Here is a 19,678-nt window from a genome sequence, read left to right as displayed (position 1 = left end):
TTGGCTGCTTCATGCTATGGTGAAACAAACTGTCAAACCGGAGTTTCGTATGACCTATACCCGCCCTGTACTGGCCGCAATATTTGATATGGATGGATTGCTGATCGATTCTGAACCGTTATGGGATCAGGCCGAGCTGGATGTTTTTGCCACGCTGGGCGTGGATCTTTCGCGGCGCAGCGAACTGCCCGATACGTTGGGTATGCGTATCGATCAGGTGGTACGCATGTGGTATGAAACGCTGCCGTGGAACGGCCCCAGCCAGCAGGAAGTCACCGAGCGCATTATCGCCCGCGCCATTAACCTGGTGGAGGAGAAAAAACCGCTGCTGCCGGGCGTGGAGCAGGCGCTACAGCTTTGCCATGCGCAGGGGTTGAAGGTCGGCCTCGCCTCCGCCTCGCCGCTGCATATGCTGGAAAAGGTAATGGCGATGTTTAACCTGCGCGACTATTTTGAAGTCCTGGTTTCCGCTGAATCGCTGCCGTGGAGCAAGCCTCATCCGCAGGTTTATCTGGATGCCGCCGCGCGACTCGGCGTCGATCCGCTCAACTGCGTCACGCTGGAGGACTCTTTTAACGGCATGATCGCCACCAAAGCGGCCCGGATGCGTTCGGTGGTCGTGCCCGCACCGGAGTATCGTGACGATCCCCGCTGGGCGCTGGCTGACGTTAAGCTGGACTCGCTGCTGGCGCTGACGCCTCAGCATCTGAAAGGTTATTAAGCGCGGCCCGCTTCGCTGATGCAGCGGGTTTGCTGCCTGCGATGATTATGCCCGGCGCGGTTTAACTCGCGCGTCGGGCTGTTTTAATACCGCGACAAGCCAGGTAATTTTCTGACAAACTTGATCTGGCGTGCAGAATAAATAAAACACCATTTCATTTTTATTGAATTCATCTTCCGTCAGGCCTATCATGTTTCTCACGATACAGGTGAGCTATCACCCTATATTTTTAACGACAGAGAGGCATCGACATGCAAGTTCGTCAGAGCATCCACAGCGACCATGCCCGTCAGCTGGACACAGCGGGTTTACGACGCGAATTCCTCATCGAAAAAATTTTTGATGCTGATAATTACACCATGACCTACAGCCACATTGACCGCGTTATCGTGGGTGGCGTTATGCCGGTCCACAACAGTGTGACCATCGGTAGCGAAGTAGGTAAACAGCTGGGCGTAAGCTACTTCCTGGAGCGTCGTGAGCTGGGCGTAATCAATATCGGCGGCCCAGGTATCATCGAGGTTGACGGTAAAGCCTGGGAAATCGGCAACGAAGAAGCGCTGTATGTCGGTATGGGCGCGCAGTCCGTGGTGTTCAAAAGCGTTGACGCCAGCAAACCGGCCAAGTTCTACTACAACAGCGCACCGGCCCATACGCGCTACCCTGACAAAAAAATCACCCCGGCTGACGCCTCTCCGACCACGCTCGGCGATGCATCCACCAGCAACCGCCGCACCATCAATAAATATATCGTGCCGGACGTGCTGCCTACCTGTCAGCTGACCATGGGCCTGACCAAGCTGGAAGAAGGCAGCCTGTGGAACACCATGCCTTGCCACACGCATGAACGCCGTATGGAAGTTTACTTCTACTTCGATATGGATGAAGAAACCGCCGTATTCCATATGATGGGTCAGCCGCAGGAAACACGTCACCTGCTGGTTCATAACGAACAGGCTATTCTTTCACCGAGCTGGTCAATCCATGCAGGCGTTGGCACCAAACGCTATACCTTCATCTGGGGCATGATGGGTGAAAACCAGGTGTTCGATGATATGGACCACGTAAAAGTCAGCGAGCTGCGTTAACGTCGAAAGTCGAAAGAAGGAAGCGAATGAATGATCCTTAATGCATTTAATCTGCAGGGCAAGGTCGCGCTGATCACCGGTTGCAACACGGGTCTGGGCCAGGGCATGGCTGTCGGTCTGGCGCAGGCGGGCTGCGATGTGGTTGGCGTCAACCGCTCCGGCGCACGTGATACCCCTGCGCTGGTTGAAGCCGCAGGCCGTCGCTTCGTCAATATTGATGCTGATTTAATGGACAGCAGCGCGATTCCGCAGGTGGTGGAAAAAGCGGTAGCCGCCTTTGGTCGCATCGATATTCTGATCAACAACGCCGGGATTATCCGCCGCCAGGACGCGATTGAATTCAGCGAACAAAACTGGGACGACGTAATGAATGTCAACAGCAAGACGGTATTCTTTATGTCGCAGGCGGTAGCGCGTCAGTTTATCAGCCAGGGCAGCGGCGGTAAGATCATTAATATCGCCTCCATGCTTTCCTTCCAGGGCGGAATTCGCGTCCCGTCCTATACCGCGTCAAAAAGCGCGGTAATGGGCCTGACGCGTCTGATGGCGAACGAATGGGCGGCGCACAATATCAATGTGAACGCCATCGCGCCGGGTTATATGGCAACGAACAACACTGAACAGCTGCGTAATGATGAAGATCGCAGTCAGGAAATTCTGAGCCGTATTCCTGCCGGACGCTGGGGCGTACCGCAGGATCTGATGGGTCCGGTGGTCTTCCTCGCCTCATCCGCTTCTGATTACGTAAACGGCTATACGCTGGCGGTTGACGGCGGCTGGCTCGCTCGTTAACCCTTACCGGGCGGGGTTTCACCTCGTCCGGCATTCACTTCTGGTTACAACGTCACAACTTCCCTTCTACTGGATAAATCCCCTATACTGGATACATTGACAGTTAGTTTCCAGGTTATTTCCATGACGGCCGAAGGCCACGTTATTTTCGCCATTGCCAGCGCTATTTTTGCCAAGCGCGCCGAGCTAACGCCTGAGCTGGCTAACGGTGACTGGTGGCATATTATTCCGGCGGTGCTGCTCACCTGCCTCCTGCCCGATATCGATCATCCTCGTTCCACGCTCGGTCAGCGCTTTCGCTGGATATCGCAGCCTGTAGCGCGGGCATTTGGCCATCGCGGTTTTACCCACAGCCTGCTGGCAGTGCTGGGCGGTGTGGCGCTGTTACAGTTTAATCTGCCCCAAACCTGGCCAGTGCCTGCTGATGCCCTGCACGGCATGGTACTGGGCTATCTCAGCCATATCGCGGCGGATATGCTGACGCCCGCTGGCGTGCCGCTGCTTTGGCCCTGCCGCTGGCGTTTCCGCTTACCGCTGCTGAATACCCGCTCCGGCAACCAGCTGGAGCGCATCTTTTGCCTGGCGCTGGTGATCGGCGCACTCTGGTTCCCACCGGGTATGCCGCATTTTGGCGCAGACGGCTGGCCCACCAAACTTATGAATAACGTTCAGTTTGGCATAAACCGCTTAATTAACCTGCGATATGACTGATTTTTATACTAATTAATCAAAAAAGTTATAAACAATTCCATTCGGATCTAATCCCCCTTTTGGCCAAGCTGTTACCATGCGGCCAACCGCGCCATATCGGCGTCAGAAATTAATTTCGCCCTGCTTCACCGCCTCGGCAATCCCGGCGGTGAGGCAAACTCATGGAGAAACAGGATGACTGTCCCGCTTATTCTCAATATCCTGGTGTTTATCGTACTGCTGATCGTGCTATCCCGTCTGGGACGCAACGGCTGGAGTCTGTCGAAAAAGGTGCTGGCAGGCCTGGTGATGGGCGTACTGTTCGGCCTGGCCTTACAGCTGATCTATGGCGACAGCGCGCCGGTGCTGAAAGCGTCTATCGCCTGGTTTAACGTGGTCGGCAACGGCTATGTGCAGCTGCTGCAAATGATCGTTATGCCGCTGGTTTTCGCCTCAATCCTCAGCGCCGTGGCGCGTTTGCATAACGCCTCCTCACTGGGAAAAATCAGCGTATTAACTATCGGCGTCCTGCTGTTTACTACCGCTATTTCTGCACTGGTGGGCGTTTTCGTTACCTCGCTGTTTGGTCTTAGCGCAGAAGGTCTGGTACAGGGCGCGCAGGAAACCGCTCGTCTCTCCGCCATTCAGTCCAACTACGCGGGTAAAGTTGCCGATCTCAGCGCGCCGCAAATGCTGCTGTCGTTTATTCCGAAAAACCCGTTTGCCGATCTGGCCGGCGCTAACCCTACTTCGATCATTAGCGTGGTAATTTTTGCTGCCTTCCTCGGTGTGGCGGCGCTGCAACTGCTGAAAGACGATCGGGAAAAAGGCGAGCGTGCGCTGAAAGCGATTGAGGTTTTACAGCTGTGGGTAATGAAGCTGGTGCGCCTGATCATGAAGCTGACGCCGTACGGCGTACTGGCGCTGATGACCAAAGTCGTGGCCGGTTCTAATTTGCAGGATATCATCAAACTCGGCAGCTTTGTGGTTGCCTCCTATCTTGGCCTGGCGATTATGTTTGCGGTGCATGCGCTGCTGCTGTCGGTAAACGGCATCAACCCGATGCGCTTTTTCCGCAAGGTCTGGCCGGTAATTACCTTCGCCTTCACCAGCCGCTCCAGCGCGGCCAGCATTCCGCTTAATGTGGAGGCGCAAACCCAGCGTCTGGGCGTACCGGAATCGATCGCCAGTTTCTCCGCCTCATTTGGTGCGACTATCGGTCAGAACGGCTGTGCCGGACTTTATCCGACCATGCTGGCAGTGATGGTGGCACCGACGATGGGCATCAACCCGCTCGATCCGGTCTGGATCGCCACGCTGGTGGGTATCGTTACCCTCAGCTCCGCCGGGGTTGCAGGCGTTGGCGGCGGTGCCACCTTCGCGGCGCTGATCGTACTGCCAGCGATGGGGCTGCCGGTGACGCTGGTAGCGCTGCTGATCTCCATCGAACCGCTGATCGATATGGGCCGTACCGCGCTGAACGTCAACGGCTCCATGACCGCCGGTACGCTCACCAGCCACTGGATGAGGCAGACCGATAAGCGGTTGTTCAACAGCGATGAGCACCAAGAACTGGCGCACCGCTGACAGACTAAGGGCCGGATATCCGGCCCTTTTTTATTGCCGCTATCTTTTCAGACGCGCACCGCCCCGCCCGTGCGCTATAACACAAATCCCCGGAAAATCCAGGCGTACCTATGGTGCTGTTCTATAGTTAATGGAGTCTTGCACGACATCAACAGGAGCGATGCCAATGTCGAAAGAAACCGATAATAAGGAACTGAGCCACAGCGCACCGGCTACTGGTCCTGAATCCGCTAAGCCCGGCCTTGATTCACTGGCGCCAGAGGATGGTTCACATAAGCCTTCAGCCGAACCTACTCCGCCCGGCAAACAGCCAACCGCCCCCGGCAGCCTGAAATCACCCGCTACGCGTAACGCCAAGCTCGATCAGCTGGACGCCCACCGTAAAGGCGGCGAAAATTTCCCGCTCACCACCAATCAGGGAACTCGCATCGCCAACGATCAGAACTCCCTGAAAGCGGGCACGCGTGGCCCAACGCTGCTGGAAGACTTTATTATGCGTGAAAAGATCACGCATTTTGACCATGAGCGCATCCCGGAACGTATCGTTCATGCCCGCGGTTCGGCGGCGCACGGCTATTTCCAGCCCTACCGCGCCATGAGCGAGGTGACCAAAGCCGATTTTCTAAGCGATCCCAATCGGGTGACGCCGGTATTTGTACGCTTTTCCACGGTACAGGGCGGCGCAGGGTCGGCGGATACCGTGCGTGATATTCGCGGCTTCGCCACTAAATTTTATACCGAGGAAGGCGTTTTCGACCTGGTCGGTAATAATACCCCGGTGTTCTTTATTCAGGACGCCCATAAATTTCCCGATTTCGTTCATGCGGTAAAACCGGAACCGCATAACGAAATTCCACAAGGCCAGAGCGCCCACGACACCTTCTGGGATTACGTCTCGCTCCAGCCGGAAACGCTGCATAACGTCATGTGGGCGATGTCCGATCGCGGCATTCCGCGCAGCTATCGCACCATGGAAGGCTTTGGTATTCATACCTTCCGGATGATTAACGCCGAAGGCAAGGCAACCTTTGTGCGCTTCCACTGGAAACCGGTGGCGGGCAAAGCCTCACTGCTGTGGGATGAGGCGCAAAAGTTGACCGGGCGCGATCCTGATTTCCATCGTCGCGATCTCTGGGAAGCAATTGAAGCCGGTGATTTCCCGGAGTATGAGCTTGGCGTACAGCTAATCCCGGAAGAGGATGAGTTTAAATTCGATTTCGATCTGCTGGATGCCACCAAGCTAATTCCGGAAGAGCTGGTACCGGTGGAGCTGATCGGCAAAATGGTGCTCAACCGCAACCCGGATAACTTCTTCGCTGAAACCGAGCAGGTCGCCTTCCATCCGGGTCATATCGTGCCGGGACTCGATTTTACCAACGATCCGCTGTTGCAGGGACGCCTCTTCTCCTACACCGATACGCAAATCAGCCGTCTCGGCGGCCCTAATTTCCACGAGATTCCCATTAACCGCCCCGTCTGCCCTTACCACAACTATCAGCGTCAGGGCATGCACCGTATGGATATCGATACCAATCCGGCCAACTATGAGCCGAACTCCATTAACGATAACTGGCCGCGTGAAACGCCGCCGCAGCCGCGTCGCGGCGGTTTCGAAAGCTATCAGGAGCGTATCGAAGGCCACAAGGTGCGCGAGCGCAGCCCTTCGTTCGGCGAATACTATTCGCAGCCGCGCCTCTTCTGGCTAAGCCAGACGCCGGTAGAGCAGCAGCATATTATTGAGGCCTTCTCTTTTGAACTGAGCAAAGTGGCACGCGCCTATATTCGCGAACGCGTGATCGATCATCTGCTGCATATCGACGTCTCACTGGCGCACGGCGTGGCGCAGAATCTGGGTATCGCACTGTCGGATGAGAAGCTACACACCGCGCCGCCGAAAGATGTTAACGGCCTGCGTAAAGATACCAGCCTCAGTCTCTACGCGGTCTCCAGCGGCAATATTAAAGGCCGTCAGGTGGCGCTGCTGTTAAGCGATGGCGTAAAGGCTGCCGACGTGCTGGCAATTTTACAGGAGCTGAAAACGCACGGCGTGCATGCCAAACTGCTGGCGGCGCATATGGGCCAGGTGCGCGCTGACGACGGCTCGACGCTGCCGATTGATGGCACCTTTAGCGGTCTGCCGTCAGTGACGGTGGATGCGGTTATCGTCCCGGACGGCAACATTGATGCCCTGCTGCTGAGCGGCGACGCCCGCTACTATCTGCTGGAGGCCTATAAGCACCTTAAGGTGATTGCCCTGAGCGGCGAGGCGCGTCGTTTTAAAGCGCAGTTCGGGCTTGGCGATGATGAGCCGGAAGAAGGTCTGGTGGAAGATGTGAAAGCAGAAGGCGTGCTGATGAGCGAGTTTATCTCTTTCCTCGGCGCACATCGTATCTGGTCACGCAGCCAGAAAGCGCTTAGCGTACCGGCCTGATCGCGCATCTTGCCTATGGCGTAAATGACGCCCCGCATCGCCAGGTGTGGGGCTTTTTTTTGCCGTTAAGCAAAGGCGCCTGGCCTTCAGGCAATGATTTTCAGAAAACGTAGCTAATTATCAGACACAGAGCGGCGTGATGGTAAGGAAAAGCAGCGGCGGGCGGTTATACAGCGGCGATAACAGAGGGCAGCCTGCTTTCAGGCTGCCCCTACACCATTATCGCTGTAGCGATTACTGGTTAGCCTGCGGATCGGTATCGTACTCTTTACAGCTCTGGAAGCCGTAGTTCATTACGCGACCGGTATCGCTGTAGCTGACAAAATAGGTTTGCGGTTTACCATCACGCTCGCCCAGCACATAGGTCTGGCAGGTGCCGCGTGCGTGAACCATGGTGATTTCCGTTGAGGCCGGACCCGCAATCTGACGAACCTGTTCGCGGGTCATTCCTTTCTTCACATCCTTAACAACCGGCTGAGTCACGTAGCTTTCAGCACGATCGTAAGCGCTACAGCCGGATAACACGGCCAGAGCCACAGCAGCACCAATGAATCCTGTGAATTTCTTCATTTTGTTGTTCCTCATTTATTGTCCATGTCAGCTAAGCGTGGAACATAAATGCTGATTTATCAAATTTATGGCTGGCTTTTCTGCTTTTTTCGCCGTTGCGCTGCGGCTTCGCCAGCAGAGCGCACGTTTTTCAGGTAAAGGGTGACCAAAAAGCGTAGGGTGAGACTGCACATCCTCTTATAATCCGCCCCTGCGCCCGCAGGTATTAACACAAATTTGAAAAAATTCGCGGCGTTATTCACTATCGATAATGATTCCTGACAGGGAGAGACAAGGAAAATGAACTCAACTCACCATAACCGTATCGGTTATGCCATTAGCCTGGGTTTACTGGCAGCACTGGGGCCGCTGTGCATCGATTTTTACCTGCCAGCCTTACCTGAGCTGGCGGCGGATTTACAGACGCCAACGGCTACCGCACAGCTGAGCCTGACCGCGGGCCTGCTCGGACTGGGTGCCGGACAGCTTATTTTTGGCCCGCTCAGCGACAAAATGGGCCGCATGCGTCCGCTGGCACTGTCGCTGATATTACTGTTTATCGCCTCTGTCGGCTGCGCGCTGGCGCAGAATATCAACCAGCTGTTGATGGCACGCCTGTTTGAAGGGCTGGCCGGCGCGGGCGGCGCGGTACTGTCGCGCGCCATTGCGCGTGATATGTACAACGGTCACGATCTAACCCGCTTTTTCGCCATGCTGATGCTGGTCAACGGCCTGGCTCCGATCGTTGCCCCGGTGATGGGCGGCGCGCTGCTGTCTTTCCTCGACTGGCGCGGGCTGTTTATGGTGCTGGCGCTGATCGCCCTGCTGCTGCTGGTTATGACGCGCTTTAAACTCCCGGAAACGCTGCCGATGGAGCGGCGCAGTCAGGGCTCTGTCCTCTCTGCCTGGACGGCGCTGGGCCAGGTAGTCACTCATCGCCCCTTTATGGGCTTCTGCCTGACGCAGGCTTTTATGATGGCGGGTATGTTCGCCTACATTGGCGCCTCACCTTTCGTGCTACAGGAAATTTATGGCCTGTCGCCGCAGGCGTTTAGCTTCTGTTTTGCGGTTAACGGGCTGGGACTGATTATCGCTTCGCAGGCCAGCGCACGCCTTTGTCCGCTGTGGGGAGAATATCGCGTGCTGAAAGGCGGGCTGGCGCTGGCGTTTATCTCCGCTGGCACGCTGCTGCTGGCTGGCTTCTCCGGCGCGGCGCTGTCGCTGATGCTGATCGCCCTCTTCTTTACCGTTGCCAGTAATGGCGTGATCGCCGTCACCGCCGGGTCGCTGGCGATGCAGAGCCAGGGCAAGCGCGCGGGCAGCGCCTCGGCAGTGCTGGGCGTCACCATGTTCACCCTCGGTGCCATCAGCGTACCCATCTCCGGCCTGGGCGGTACATCTGTGCTGACCATGACATTGACGATTTTCGGCTGCTACCTGCTGGCGATAGTGATGTTTGTCCTGCTGACAAAAAAACCGCAAACCGTCTGATTTCGCAGCGCCTGACATAAGATCGGGCGCATACCGGCTTGTTGTTTTGTCGGATGCACGTTAGTTTTAACTAAACAGACATGCGTAACGCGCTATCAGGCCACTGATTTGAGGAGAGGTTTATGTCATTGCAGCAGGAAATAATTGCGGCGCTGGGGGTAAAACCCACGATTGATGCTCAGGAAGAGATCCGCACCAGCGTTGAGTTTCTGAAATCCTATCTGAAAACCTATCCCTTTATAAAAACCCTGGTGCTCGGCATCAGCGGCGGCCAGGACTCGACCCTGTGCGGGAAGCTGTGTCAGATTGCGATGAGCGAGCTGCGCGAAGAAACCGGCGATAGTGAATATCAGTTTATCGCCGTGCGTCTGCCCTACGGCGTGCAGGCGGATGAGAAAGATTGCCAGGACGCGCTCGATTTTATTCAGCCCGACCGCGTGCTGGTAGTCAATATCAAAGAGGCGGTGCAGGCCAGCGAGCGGGCGCTGAAGGCGGCGGGCATTGAGCTTTCCGACTTTGTGCGCGGCAACGAAAAAGCGCGCGAGCGCATGAAGGCGCAGTACAGCATCGCCGGAATGACCAAAGGCCTGGTGGTAGGCACCGACCACGCGGCGGAAGCGGTGACCGGCTTCTATACCAAATATGGCGACGGCGGCACCGACATTAACCCGATCCACCGCCTGAACAAAGGCCAGGGCAAAATGTTGCTGAAAGCGCTCGGCTGTCCACAGCACCTCTACCTGAAACACCCTACCGCCGATCTGGAAGACGATCGTCCCGGTCTACAGGATGAAGTGGCGCTGGGCGTGACCTATGGTCAAATTGATGCGTATCTGGAAGGCCAGCAGATCGAGGAATCCGCAGCGAAAACGATTGAAAGCTGGTATCAAAAGACCGAGCACAAGCGCCGCCTGCCGGTTACCGTTTTTGACGATTACTGGAAGAAATAATCTTTCGATGAGCGGGCTGCTGGCCCGCTTTTTATTTATACCCCGGCGCTATATCTGGACGTTCATATTCAGCTTCTTCGTTAATAAATAATCCTTTTCTTATCAATCAGCTCTTTTTACTTCGCTCGGCCTTTCCTCACTATTGCTGCATTCATTCGGCAATAACGCTGCCATGTGTACCGAAAACGTCCTCTTACCGCGCCGCTTTTTTGCACTGTTCAATTTCCATGCTCGCTGATAAACTGGATATGCAACCAGTAACCGGAGTTTCCTGTGGTAAGACGTGCTGCCAGTCATCGCCTGGAATTTGAGCCAGCGGCGATTTATGAATATCCTGAACATCTGCGCGCTTTTTTAGCCGATATCCCTAAACTGCCCGGCGTTTATATCTTTCACGGCGACAGCGATGTTATGCCGCTCTATATTGGAAAGAGTATTAACCTGCGCACACGCGTTATGTCCCACTTTCGCACGCCGGAAGAGGCGAAAATGCTGCGCCTGACGCGTCGCATCAGCTGGATCACCACCGCTGGCGAGCTGGGCGCGCTGTTGCTGGAGGCGCAGATGATCAAAAACCAGCAGCCGCTGTTTAATAAGCGTCTGCGGCGCAACCGCCAGCTCTGCTCACTACAGTGGGATGGCATTAACCGCCCGGAAGTGGTTTACGCCCGCGATCTCGATTTCTCCGCCTCGCCGGATCTGTTCGGGCTGTATGCCAGCCGACGCGCGGCTTTAGAGACGCTAAGGAAAATCGCCGATGAGCGTCAGCTCTGTTATGGCCTGCTGGGGCTGGAGAGCCACAGCCGCAACCGCGCCTGTTTCCGCGCCAGCCTGGGGCGCTGTGCCGGAGCCTGCTGCGGCAAAGAGCCGGTCAGCGAGCATCACAGCCGCCTGCTGGAGGCGCTGGAGAAAGTGCGCGTCATCTGCTGGCCATGGTCGGGCGCGGTCGCGCTGGTGGAAGAAGGCCCGCAGGAGACGCAGATGCATATTATCCATAACTGGTTCTATCTCGGTTCCGTCAGCCATCTCGACGAGGCGAAAGAGTTATACAGCCCGCCGAAAGGCTTTGATAACGACGGTTATAAATATCTCTGCCGTCCGCTGCTGAGCGGAAAGTATCCCATTATTCCACTCTGATCCCGTTGCCGCTTCGCTTCGCGCCATCCGCGATCCGCGTCTACCTTTTACTCAGTTGTGTCGCCGTTTGTTGGGCACTTTACTGATGAAAGGAGCAAGCATGTCTCAACATGATCACAGTGGATTTTCGCGCCGCCAGGTAGTTGGCGGCTTAATGGGCAGCATGGCGGTTACCGGTATGGCGATGGCAGGCAGCGCCAGCGCTGCACAAGGCGGCAACGGTACGCAAGGTCAGAACCCCGCGCCGCCGCTTACCGGTAAAGACCCGCGCGAAGCTTACCCAAAACCCCCTTTCGAACGTCAGCCGCAGGATCCGCCAGGCCTGGCCAGCAAAATGGTGCCGCGCCCCGATCACGGTGAAGAGAGCTATCGCGGCAGCGGGCGTCTTGCCGGGCGCAAAGCGCTAATTACCGGGGGCGATTCCGGCATCGGGCGTGCCGTCGCTATTGCCTATGCGCGTGAAGGTGCTGACGTGGCGATTAACTATCTGCCGGAGGAAGAATCTGACGCGCAGGAAGTGATCGCGCTGATTCAGCAGGCTGGACGGAAGGCAGTAGCGATTCCGGGCGATATTACTGATGAAGCGTTCTGCCAGAAGCTGGTTAGCGAGGCAGCAAAGCAGCTGGGCGGGCTGGATATTCTGGTCAATAACGCCGGACGCCAGCAATATGTCGAATCGATTACCGATCTCACTACCGAATCCTTCGATAAAACCTTTAAAACCAACGTCTACGCCATGTTCTGGATTACCAAAGCGGCGATGGCACATCTGAAGCCGGGCGCATCGATCGTTAATACCTCTTCGGTACAGGCGGGCAAGCCCAGCGCAATCCTGCTTGATTATGCCCAGACCAAGGCGGCGATCGTGGCCTTTACCAAAGGGCTGGCTAAGCAGCTGGCGGAGAAAGGTATTCGGGTCAATGCGGTAGCGCCGGGGCCTTACTGGACACCGTTGCAGTCCAGCGGCGGGCAGCCAATGGATAAAGTGATGAAGTTTGGTGAGGAAGCGCCGTTTGGCCGTCCGGGCCAGCCGGCAGAGATCGCTCCGCTCTATGTAACGCTCGCCTCGGCGGAAAGCAGCTTTACTTCCGGCCAGGTGTGGTGTTCAGACGGCGGCACCGGCACCTTCTAAAACAAAACCGCCGACGCTGCCCACGGCCTTAAGGCAATGTGGGCAACGTCGGCGGTCTCACTATGTTTCCGCGCGGCGATTATTCAGCAGCAGGCGGAGGCGTCATTTTACCGTCGTGATGCGGCTTTTCAGTCAGACGTTTCTCAAAGTTAGCGTTGTACTGCTTTTTCTGTTCCGGCGTCAGCACGTTATACAGCTTGTTCTGCGTTTCCATCATCGCCAGCGCGTTCTCTTTGGCGTTAGCGGTCATTTTTTCCGCCTGGGCTTCCGCTTTGCTGCGGTCAAAGCTGTCAGCCGCGATGATTGCGTGGTTAGCGCGGCGCTCTTCCAGCGACGGACGCTTCATATCTTTACGGGCATCTTTCATGATGTCGCGCATCTGCTGTTTTTGCGCATCGGTCAGGTTGAGGTTTTTGTACATGCCCATCGGACCGTGCTCCATTGGCCCCCTGTGATGCATCGGCTTTTCATTACCGGCTGGCGGTGTGATGGTATCTGCCGCATGGGCGATGCCTGCTGCGCCAAAAGCCAGTGAAGCCGCTACAAAAAGAGATGTCAGTTTACGCATAATATTGTCCTTACTTATCAGTTTTATGACGACAGCCTGTGTCGCTGCTACGGGATTCAGTCTACGACACGGAACGTCAAGTACTCAGGTCATGAGTAAAGCCCTGAAAGCATAGAAGATAAAAATGCAGCAATCCTGGAGAGAATAAGAAGATTAGCGCAAGGAATTGCAAATAAATATGACGATAGACGGAAAATGGCGGGAATTGTGGAGAAGTGTAACCTTCACGACAGGGTTGAGAAAAGAAAAAGTTTGCGCCACGAAAAGAATCAGGCGTAACCCTCATCGACACCTGAAACAGGATTGCCACGCCTGTAATGACGCCAGAGGTCGCGCCTCTGGCTATTCTGTGGCGGCCTGATGGCTGACCGTATGGAGGTTATCTTCCACCAGCATCAGCCCGGCGCGCAGTCCGGTTGCCACGTTGGGATTGGGAAACAGCACATATTCGCGCGCCTGCTGCACGAAATAACGCCGATCGTCATCCTCAGCCAGCAGCGTACCCTGCGGAAAAGCGGTAAAGTTCAGCGTCTCCGGACTCATATGCAGCGTAAAGCGCTCACTGTTACGTGTGATTTGCTGTGCAACGCGATAGCGGCGCGGTGGCGTTTGCACCTCCGGCAGTGGCTCACCAAACAGCAGCGCCGCCAGCGCCTGACGCGTGGCGGCAAACTGTGTCAGATCGTTCTGCCCGAACGGTAACGCCTTACCCAATTCCAGCGTACAGCTGGCCGCCTGAAAGTGTTCACAGCTGTAATGGCTGAAGGTGCCGCCCGGCGCACGATGAAACACCAGCGCCTCCATGCCCGCCGCCGCCAGCCACTGCATAAAATCCTGCGGCCAGGGGCGCGGGCTGAACGGCATCACGCCAAAGCGCGTATGGTAAGAGCCGCGAATCGCGGTATGCAGATCGAGATGCCAGCGCACCTCCTGATGTATCCCTGCCTGCCAGAAGGTTTCCAGCGCCTGCTCCAGCCGCCAGGCGCGCTGCGCCTCAGGACATTCATCAAACTGCTGCCAGCGCCCGCCAAACAGCCGGTTCAGATCGCAACGCAGGTAACGCTTTCCGGCACGCAGCGCGGGCGGATTCCCCAACAGCACCAGCAACCGCACCGCCAGCCGCTCCTCGCCGCGCAGTAATTTACCGAGTAGCGCGTTAAGGATTTCAACCGGCGCGGTTTCATTGCCGTGGATGCCGGCGGAAATCGCCACCGCATGTTGCGTTGGCTCCAGCGGCGTCAGTTCCAGAATCCCTTCATCCAGCCACTGCCAGTGCAGATGCGGCAGCCTGCCGCTGGTCTTCGTCGGCGCACTGCCGGACAGCGTTTGTTGTAACAGATCCTGCATGCAATCTCCTGTAGCGCACAAAGGCGGCAGCGTGCGATAACAGGCTGCCGTATCGGGGTTATTCCTGCTGGAACGGGTAAACGCTTCCTAAATCCAGCAGGCGCGTCAGTTCATCCAGCGCCTCACGGCCTTCCGTCAACAGTTGGGGATCGGCGAGATCAGCCTGGGTCAGTCGATCGCGGTAGTGGCGATCCACCCACTGGTTCAGCAGCGTAAACAGACGGTCGTTCATCATTACCGCCGGGTTTACCGCCTGCTGTTCGGCCGCGTTCAGCGCCACGCGCAGACGCAGACAGGCTGGCCCACCGCCGTTGTTCATGCTTTCACGCAGATCGAACACCATGAGTTCACGAATTGGCCCGCCGCTCTCCACTAGCTCAGAGAGATAGCGCCAGACACCGGTATGCTGACGCGCCTCCTGCGGCAGCACCAGCAGCATATCGCCGTTATCGCGGCTCAGCAGCTGGCTGTTGAACAGATAGGTCGCCACCGCATCGCCAACGGACACACGATCGTCAGGCACAATCACCGGGGTAAAGCCTGGCACCTTTTCACCCAGTTCCATCAGTAGCCGATCCTGATGCAGAAAGGCCAGCTGGTGCGCAAACAGCACCTGACGATTGCTGACGGCGATAACATCATTATGGAAAACGCCCCGATCGATAACCGCCGGGTTCTGCTGCGCAAACAGCGTGCGGGCCGCATCGAGCTGATGCAGCCGGGCCACCGCCTCGCTCGCCTCACGGGTTTGCCGCGCCGGATAGCGTGCCGGAACCAGCCCGCCGTGCCCCTCCTCGCGCCCATAGACAAACAGCTGTACGCCCGGTTCGCCATAGTCGCCGCCGAAGCGGTTATGGTTCGCCGCGCCCTCGTCGCCAAACATCGCCACCTGCGGCAACGCATGATGATGAGCGAAGTGGCGCGCATCGCGGAAAATCGCACGCAGCAGCGCGCCAGTAGTCGGCGCTTCCATAGCACGGTGAAATTTGTTGTTCAGGTTAGCCACGGTAAAGTGCGTTTTGCCATCCGCGCTGTCGGCGGAAGGCGATACCGTAGCCGCATTCGCCACCCACATTGCCGACGCGGAACTGACGGCGGAAAGCAGCTGTGGTGCCCGTTTTGCCGCCTTCGCCAGCACCTGCGCATCGCTGCCGCTGAAGCCAAGCTGGCGCAGCACCGGTAAATTAGGGCGCTCGTGCGGCGGGATCACGCCCTGGGCAAAACCAGCATCCGCCAGCGCCTTCATTTTCAGTAGCCCCTGCTTTGCCGCCAGCCGGGGATTCGAAAGCTGATGCTGATGTCGCGTCGAGGCTTCATTACCGAATGAGAGCCCGGCGTAGTGGTGCGTCAGCCCTACCAGACCGTCAAAGTTAACCTCTCTGGCCGTCATTAACGCATCTCCTGTTGACTGAAATCGAGTCCCGGTGCCAGCGTCTCAGGCAGCGTCAGGTCAGGCGTTTCCAGCGAGGCCATCGGCCAGGCGCAGTAGTCCGCCGCATACCAGGCGCTGGCGCGGTGGTTGCCGGAAGCACCGATACCGCCGAACGGCGCGCTGCTGGCGGCCCCGGTCAGGGGTTTGTTCCAGTTGACGATACCCGCCCGCGCTTCCAGCAGCAGCTGGTCAAATTTCTCCCGCTGCGGCGAAATCAGTCCACACGCCAGCCCGTAGCGCGTGCTGTTAGCCAGCGCAATCGCCTGGTCAAAGCTGTCGTAGCGCACCACCGCCAGCAGCGGACCAAAAACTTCCTCATCCGGCAACGTTTTTATATCGGTAACATCAATGATGCCCGGCGTCAGCAGCGCGCTGTCGTTAGCTGGCCAGCGCATTTTTAACAGCACCTTGCCGCCCAGAGTGACGCGCTTCTGCCACTCCTGCCAGATATGTCCGGCGGCCTGCGGTGAAATTACGCTGCCCATAAAAGGCTGCGGCTCATCGTTCCAGCGCCCGATGCGTAGCCGCTGCGTCACCGCCACCAGCCTTTGCAGGAAGGCATCTCCCTCAGCACCGCGTTTCACCAGCAGGCGACGGGCGCAGGTGCAGCGCTGACCAGCGGTAATAAAAGCAGACTGCACGGCGATATGCACCGCCGCATCGATATCAGGCACATCTTCCACGATCAGCGCATTGTTGCCGCCCATCTCCAGCGCCAGCATCTTCTCTGGCTGCCCGGCAAACTGCCGATGCAGCTGATAGCCGGTACTGGCGCTGCCGGTAAACAGCAGGCCGTCAATCTGCGGCTGCTGCGCCAGCGCCTGCCCGGTATTGCGCCCGCCCTGCACCAGATTAATCACGCCCGGCGGCACGCCCGCTTCCAGCCAGAGACGCAGCGTTTTTTCTGCGGTCAGCGGCGTCAGCTCACTGGGTTTAAACACCACGCAGTTGCCCGCCAGCAGCGCCGGAACAATATGGCCGTTAGGCAGATGCCCCGGAAAGTTGTAGGGACCAAACACCGCCAGCACGCCATGCGGACGATGGCGCAGCGCGCTTTCCGCCTCCTGATGACTGCCGGTGCGTGCGTGATACGCCTTAACCGAAATGGCGATTTTGTTGATCATCGCCTGCACTTCGGTTTGCGCCTCCCAGCGCGGCTTGCCGGTTTCACTGGCGATAGTTTCGCTCAGCGCAGTTTTATGCTGTTCCAGCTGCGCGGCGAATTTTTCTACGATAGCCTGACGCGCCGCAAAAGGCTGACGCGCCCAGGCGGGGAAGGCAGCGCGTGCCGCTTCACAGGCGGCGGCGACCTGTTGCGCATCAGCAGCGTTGCCGCGCCATAGCGGTGTACCGTCTACCGGATCGTTTTTACTGAAAGATTCTCCGCTGCCGGCGATCCATTGACCATTAATGCAGTGCGTCATGCTGTTTTCTCCTCGCTACAAAGTGGCACCACCCGCAGCGCGTCGCCGGGCTGGCAGCGTAAAATTTCTGCGGCCTGCGCCGGAATGCGCAGCGTTTCCTGCTGCACATCGGCGCGCAGCAGCAGCACGCGAAAATGGTGATAGTTATCGTTGCTTACCAGACAGAGCGGCAGATCGTCCTGCGGAGCGTCGCCCACCTCTGCGGTAAGCAAACGGCTTTCACGCACCGCCCGAATGCGATCGATATCGCACTCCAGCGTCGGGCCGCCGTCAAAAATATCGACGTAGTTCTGATAACGGAACCCTTCAGATTCCAGCACCGCGCGCGCTGGCGCGGTTTGTGGATGCACTTTGCCGATTACCGCCTGGGCATCAGACGACAGATAATGCACATAGAGCGGATGCTTGGGCATCAGCTCGGCGATAAACGCCTTCTGCCCGGTACCGCTCAGAAAATCGGCATGAGCGAAATCCATTGAGAAAAAGCGGCTGCCGACGCTCTCCCAGAAGGGAGAACGCCCCTGCTCATCGCTGACGCCGCGCATTTCTGCCACCACGCGCGTCATAAAGCGGTCGCGAAAAGCCGCCATAAACAGAAAACGTGATTTCGACAATAAATAACCGTTTTTACCGTCGCGCTTCTCCGGGTCGAGAAACAGCGTACAAAGCTCGCTGCTGCCGGTGTGGTCATTGCTCAGCGAGAGCGTGGCAAGATTGTTATAAACGTTCAGCTCTTTCGAAGCGTGCACCTGGGTGCCGACGCGAAAGTTATACCAGGGATCTTCCAGCCCCACCGCCACTTCAATCGCGCAAATGCCGCAGGCGCGATGGGTAGTGCTGTCAGCCAGCACGAAAACATAGCCCTGCTGGGCGCGCGGCAGCTTATCCTGCCAGGTTTGCAGCGAGCGCTCAATGCGCGCCGCCAGGGTTTTACTGTCGGCAGGCAGCGAGGTCAGGCCGCCGCCGGTTTTTCCTGCCAGCTCCATCAGCTGCGGCAGATCGTCACGTTCGACAGGACGGATATACATCATCACGGCGCTCCTTTTAGCAGCGCTTCACAGGCGCGTTCAAAACGAGCCAGGCCTTCCTTCACCTCTTGCTCACTGATAATCAGCGACGGCGCAAAACGCACCACGTTGGCACCGGCAATCAGCACCATCACGCCCTCTTCTGCCGCCGCAAGGCTAATCTGTTTCGCCTTGCCGCTGAAATCTTCATTCAGCACCGCGCCAATCAGCAGGCCCAGGCCGCGTACCTCTTTAAACAGATGCAGGCGCTGGTTGATAGCGTTCAGGCCATCGGTAAACCAGCGATGACGCAGCTGCACGCCCTCCAGCACTTCCGGGCGGTTAATCAGCTCCATCACCTTACCGCCTACCGCGCCCGCCAGCGGGTTGCCGCCGTAGGTGGTGCCATGACTGCCGACATTCAGCGTCGCGGCCAGTTTTTCAGTGGTGAGCATCGCGCCGATGGGGAAACCACCGCCCAGCGCTTTCGCGGTGCTGAGAATATCTGGCGTAACGCCGTAATGCATATAGGCATAGAGCGCACCGGTACGGCCTACACCGCTCTGTACCTCATCAAAAATCAGCAGCGCGTTGTGGCGGTCGCACAGTTCACGCAGGCCGCGCAGGAAAGCGGGATCGGCAGGCACAACGCCGCCTTCGCCCTGAATCGGCTCAACGATAACCGCCGCGGTTTGCGGGCCAATAAGCTGCGCCGCCGACGCAAGATCGTTAAACACGGCGTGGTCAATCGCAGGCGGCAGCGGCGCGAAATCTTTTGAATAGGCGGGCTGACCGCCAGCGGTAACGGTAAACAGCGTACGTCCGTGAAACGCGTTTTTAAACGCGACGATGCCGCTTTTTTCCGGCCCGCTCTGCTCATGTGCATATTTACGTGCCAGCTTCAGCGCCGCTTCATTCGCCTCGGCACCGGAGTTACAGAAAAAGACCCGATCGGCAAAGGTGGCGTCAATCAGCTGTTTCGCCAGGCGCAAAATGGGCGCGTTGGTATAGCCGTTGCCGGTATGCCACAGCTTAGCCGCCTGCTGCTGTAACGCCTGTTGCAGCTCAGGATGCGCATGTCCCAGCGCGTTCACAGCAATGCCACCGGCAAAATCAATATATTCCTTGCCGTTTTCATCCCATACGCGGGAGCCTTCCGCCCGATCCGGCACAAAGCTGGCTGGCGAATAAGCGGGAACCATCCAGCGATCAAAATCCTGACGAGAAACTGACTGTTGCATAGCGGCCTCGTAGCGTCACCCGGTGGGTGAATCAAAAGTTTAATTTATGTTAATGAAATGATTCATTGCAGCTCTACTCTAGAGTGCACGC

At 57.3% G+C, this 19,678-nt stretch carries 17 protein-coding genes; 10 read left to right on the top strand and 7 right to left on the bottom strand.

Going from position 1 to position 19,678, the window contains the following annotated elements; genetic code table 11:
- Positions 1-49: 49 nt before the first annotated feature.
- From hxpB to katE, 6 genes are all read left to right on the top strand, one after another.
- Positions 50-721, top strand: a complete 672-nt coding sequence (gene hxpB / locus C7M51_RS05640) for a hexitol phosphatase HxpB (RefSeq protein WP_160620885.1) — start codon at positions 50-52, stop codon at positions 719-721.
- A gap of 251 nt (positions 722-972) precedes the next feature.
- Positions 973-1,809, top strand: a complete 837-nt coding sequence (gene kduI / locus C7M51_RS05635) for a 5-dehydro-4-deoxy-D-glucuronate isomerase (protein ID WP_160620884.1) — start codon at positions 973-975, stop codon at positions 1,807-1,809.
- A 30-nt stretch (positions 1,810-1,839) separates the two neighbouring features.
- Positions 1,840-2,601 (top strand): 2-dehydro-3-deoxy-D-gluconate 5-dehydrogenase KduD, encoded by a 762-nt coding sequence (gene kduD, locus C7M51_RS05630; RefSeq protein WP_160620883.1) that lies wholly within the window; start codon positions 1,840-1,842, stop codon positions 2,599-2,601.
- A 123-nt stretch (positions 2,602-2,724) separates the two neighbouring features.
- Positions 2,725-3,312, top strand: a complete 588-nt coding sequence (locus C7M51_RS05625) for a metal-dependent hydrolase (protein WP_160620882.1) — start codon at positions 2,725-2,727, stop codon at positions 3,310-3,312.
- Positions 3,313-3,486: 174 nt separating this feature from the next.
- Positions 3,487-4,878 carry an L-cystine transporter gene (locus C7M51_RS05620; RefSeq protein WP_160620881.1) on the top strand — a complete coding sequence of 464 codons (1,392 nt, stop codon included), beginning with the start codon at positions 3,487-3,489 and terminating at the stop codon, positions 4,876-4,878.
- A 166-nt stretch (positions 4,879-5,044) separates the two neighbouring features.
- On the top strand, positions 5,045-7,309 hold the full coding sequence (gene katE, locus C7M51_RS05615) for a catalase HPII (RefSeq protein ID WP_160620880.1): 2,265 nt from the start codon (positions 5,045-5,047) through the stop codon (positions 7,307-7,309).
- Between the two features lie 234 nt (positions 7,310-7,543).
- Here katE and osmE read toward each other — a convergent pair whose 3' ends face one another.
- Positions 7,544-7,879, bottom strand: coding sequence for an osmotically-inducible lipoprotein OsmE (gene osmE / locus C7M51_RS05610; RefSeq protein ID WP_141174301.1), 336 nt, complete (start codon positions 7,877-7,879; stop codon positions 7,544-7,546).
- Positions 7,880-8,158: 279 nt separating this feature from the next.
- Here osmE and C7M51_RS05605 point away from each other — a divergent pair, with 279 nt between their 5' ends.
- The 4 genes from C7M51_RS05605 to C7M51_RS05590 all read left to right on the top strand — a co-directional run bounded on the left by C7M51_RS05605 (position 8,159) and on the right by C7M51_RS05590 (position 12,568).
- Positions 8,159-9,349, top strand: a complete 1,191-nt coding sequence (locus C7M51_RS05605) for a multidrug effflux MFS transporter (RefSeq protein WP_160620879.1) — start codon at positions 8,159-8,161, stop codon at positions 9,347-9,349.
- A 122-nt stretch (positions 9,350-9,471) separates the two neighbouring features.
- Positions 9,472-10,299: an ammonia-dependent NAD(+) synthetase gene (nadE, locus tag C7M51_RS05600; RefSeq protein WP_160620878.1), complete on the top strand. Its 828-nt coding sequence runs from the start codon at positions 9,472-9,474 to the stop codon at positions 10,297-10,299.
- Positions 10,300-10,572: 273 nt separating this feature from the next.
- Entirely contained in the window at positions 10,573-11,436 is an 864-nt protein-coding gene (cho, locus tag C7M51_RS05595) for an excinuclease Cho (RefSeq protein WP_160620877.1), read from the top strand.
- 100 nt (positions 11,437-11,536) lie between these two features.
- Positions 11,537-12,568: an SDR family oxidoreductase gene (locus C7M51_RS05590; RefSeq protein ID WP_244323804.1), complete on the top strand. Its 1,032-nt coding sequence runs from the start codon at positions 11,537-11,539 to the stop codon at positions 12,566-12,568.
- Between the two features lie 79 nt (positions 12,569-12,647).
- On the opposite strand, the gene spy is transcribed toward C7M51_RS05590, so the two are convergent.
- The 6 genes from spy to C7M51_RS05560 all read right to left on the bottom strand — a co-directional run bounded on the left by spy (position 12,648) and on the right by C7M51_RS05560 (position 19,587).
- A complete protein-coding gene (gene spy, locus C7M51_RS05585; RefSeq protein WP_160620876.1) occupies positions 12,648-13,136 on the bottom strand; it encodes an ATP-independent periplasmic protein-refolding chaperone Spy in 489 nt (162 codons plus the stop codon).
- A gap of 342 nt (positions 13,137-13,478) precedes the next feature.
- A complete protein-coding gene (gene astE / locus C7M51_RS05580) occupies positions 13,479-14,483 on the bottom strand; it encodes a succinylglutamate desuccinylase (RefSeq protein ID WP_160620875.1) in 1,005 nt (334 codons plus the stop codon).
- Positions 14,484-14,541: 58 nt separating this feature from the next.
- A complete protein-coding gene (astB, locus tag C7M51_RS05575; RefSeq protein WP_160620874.1) occupies positions 14,542-15,873 on the bottom strand; it encodes an N-succinylarginine dihydrolase in 1,332 nt (443 codons plus the stop codon).
- Complete coding sequence (gene astD / locus C7M51_RS05570) at positions 15,873-17,339, bottom strand: succinylglutamate-semialdehyde dehydrogenase (protein WP_160620873.1); 1,467 nt, start codon at positions 17,337-17,339, stop codon at positions 15,873-15,875. Before astD ends, astB begins: the two co-directional genes overlap by 1 nt.
- Complete coding sequence (astA, locus tag C7M51_RS05565) at positions 17,336-18,370, bottom strand: arginine N-succinyltransferase (protein ID WP_160620872.1); 1,035 nt, start codon at positions 18,368-18,370, stop codon at positions 17,336-17,338. The genes astD and astA overlap by 4 nt, the downstream gene beginning before the upstream one ends.
- Entirely contained in the window at positions 18,370-19,587 is a 1,218-nt protein-coding gene (locus C7M51_RS05560) for a bifunctional succinylornithine transaminase/acetylornithine transaminase (protein ID WP_160620871.1), read from the bottom strand. Before C7M51_RS05560 ends, astA begins: the two co-directional genes overlap by 1 nt.
- Between the last annotated feature and the right edge of the window lie 91 nt (positions 19,588-19,678).

It is taken from the genome of Mixta intestinalis (assembly GCF_009914055.1).
Classification (GTDB): Bacteria; Pseudomonadota; Gammaproteobacteria; order Enterobacterales; family Enterobacteriaceae; genus Mixta; species Mixta intestinalis.
Note: the sequence above shows the minus strand (reverse complement) of the source record. Positions and strands in the feature narration are given on the sequence as shown.

Bases quoted from the DNA above. Each gene is read 5' to 3' on its own strand.
- katE (WP_160620880.1), top strand. From the start codon at position 5,045: ATGTCGAAAGAAACCGATAATAAGGAACTGAGCCACAGCGCACCGGCT.
- C7M51_RS05560 (WP_160620871.1), bottom strand. From the start codon at position 19,587: ATGCAACAGTCAGTTTCTCGTCAGGATTTTGATCGCTGGATGGTTCCC.
- astA (WP_160620872.1), bottom strand. From the start codon at position 18,370: ATGATGTATATCCGTCCTGTCGAACGTGACGATCTGCCGCAGCTGATG.
- spy (WP_160620876.1), bottom strand. From the start codon at position 13,136: ATGCGTAAACTGACATCTCTTTTTGTAGCGGCTTCACTGGCTTTTGGC.
- astE (WP_160620875.1), bottom strand. From the start codon at position 14,483: ATGCAGGATCTGTTACAACAAACGCTGTCCGGCAGTGCGCCGACGAAG.
- astD (WP_160620873.1), bottom strand. From the start codon at position 17,339: ATGACGCACTGCATTAATGGTCAATGGATCGCCGGCAGCGGAGAATCT.
- astB (WP_160620874.1), bottom strand. From the start codon at position 15,873: ATGACGGCCAGAGAGGTTAACTTTGACGGTCTGGTAGGGCTGACGCAC.
- C7M51_RS05625 (WP_160620882.1), top strand. From the start codon at position 2,725: ATGACGGCCGAAGGCCACGTTATTTTCGCCATTGCCAGCGCTATTTTT.
- C7M51_RS05605 (WP_160620879.1), top strand. From the start codon at position 8,159: ATGAACTCAACTCACCATAACCGTATCGGTTATGCCATTAGCCTGGGT.
- kduI (WP_160620884.1), top strand. From the start codon at position 973: ATGCAAGTTCGTCAGAGCATCCACAGCGACCATGCCCGTCAGCTGGAC.
- C7M51_RS05620 (WP_160620881.1), top strand. From the start codon at position 3,487: ATGACTGTCCCGCTTATTCTCAATATCCTGGTGTTTATCGTACTGCTG.
- C7M51_RS05590 (WP_244323804.1), top strand. From the start codon at position 11,537: ATGTCTCAACATGATCACAGTGGATTTTCGCGCCGCCAGGTAGTTGGC.
- hxpB (WP_160620885.1), top strand. From the start codon at position 50: ATGACCTATACCCGCCCTGTACTGGCCGCAATATTTGATATGGATGGA.
- nadE (WP_160620878.1), top strand. From the start codon at position 9,472: ATGTCATTGCAGCAGGAAATAATTGCGGCGCTGGGGGTAAAACCCACG.
- osmE (WP_141174301.1), bottom strand. From the start codon at position 7,879: ATGAAGAAATTCACAGGATTCATTGGTGCTGCTGTGGCTCTGGCCGTG.
- kduD (WP_160620883.1), top strand. From the start codon at position 1,840: ATGATCCTTAATGCATTTAATCTGCAGGGCAAGGTCGCGCTGATCACC.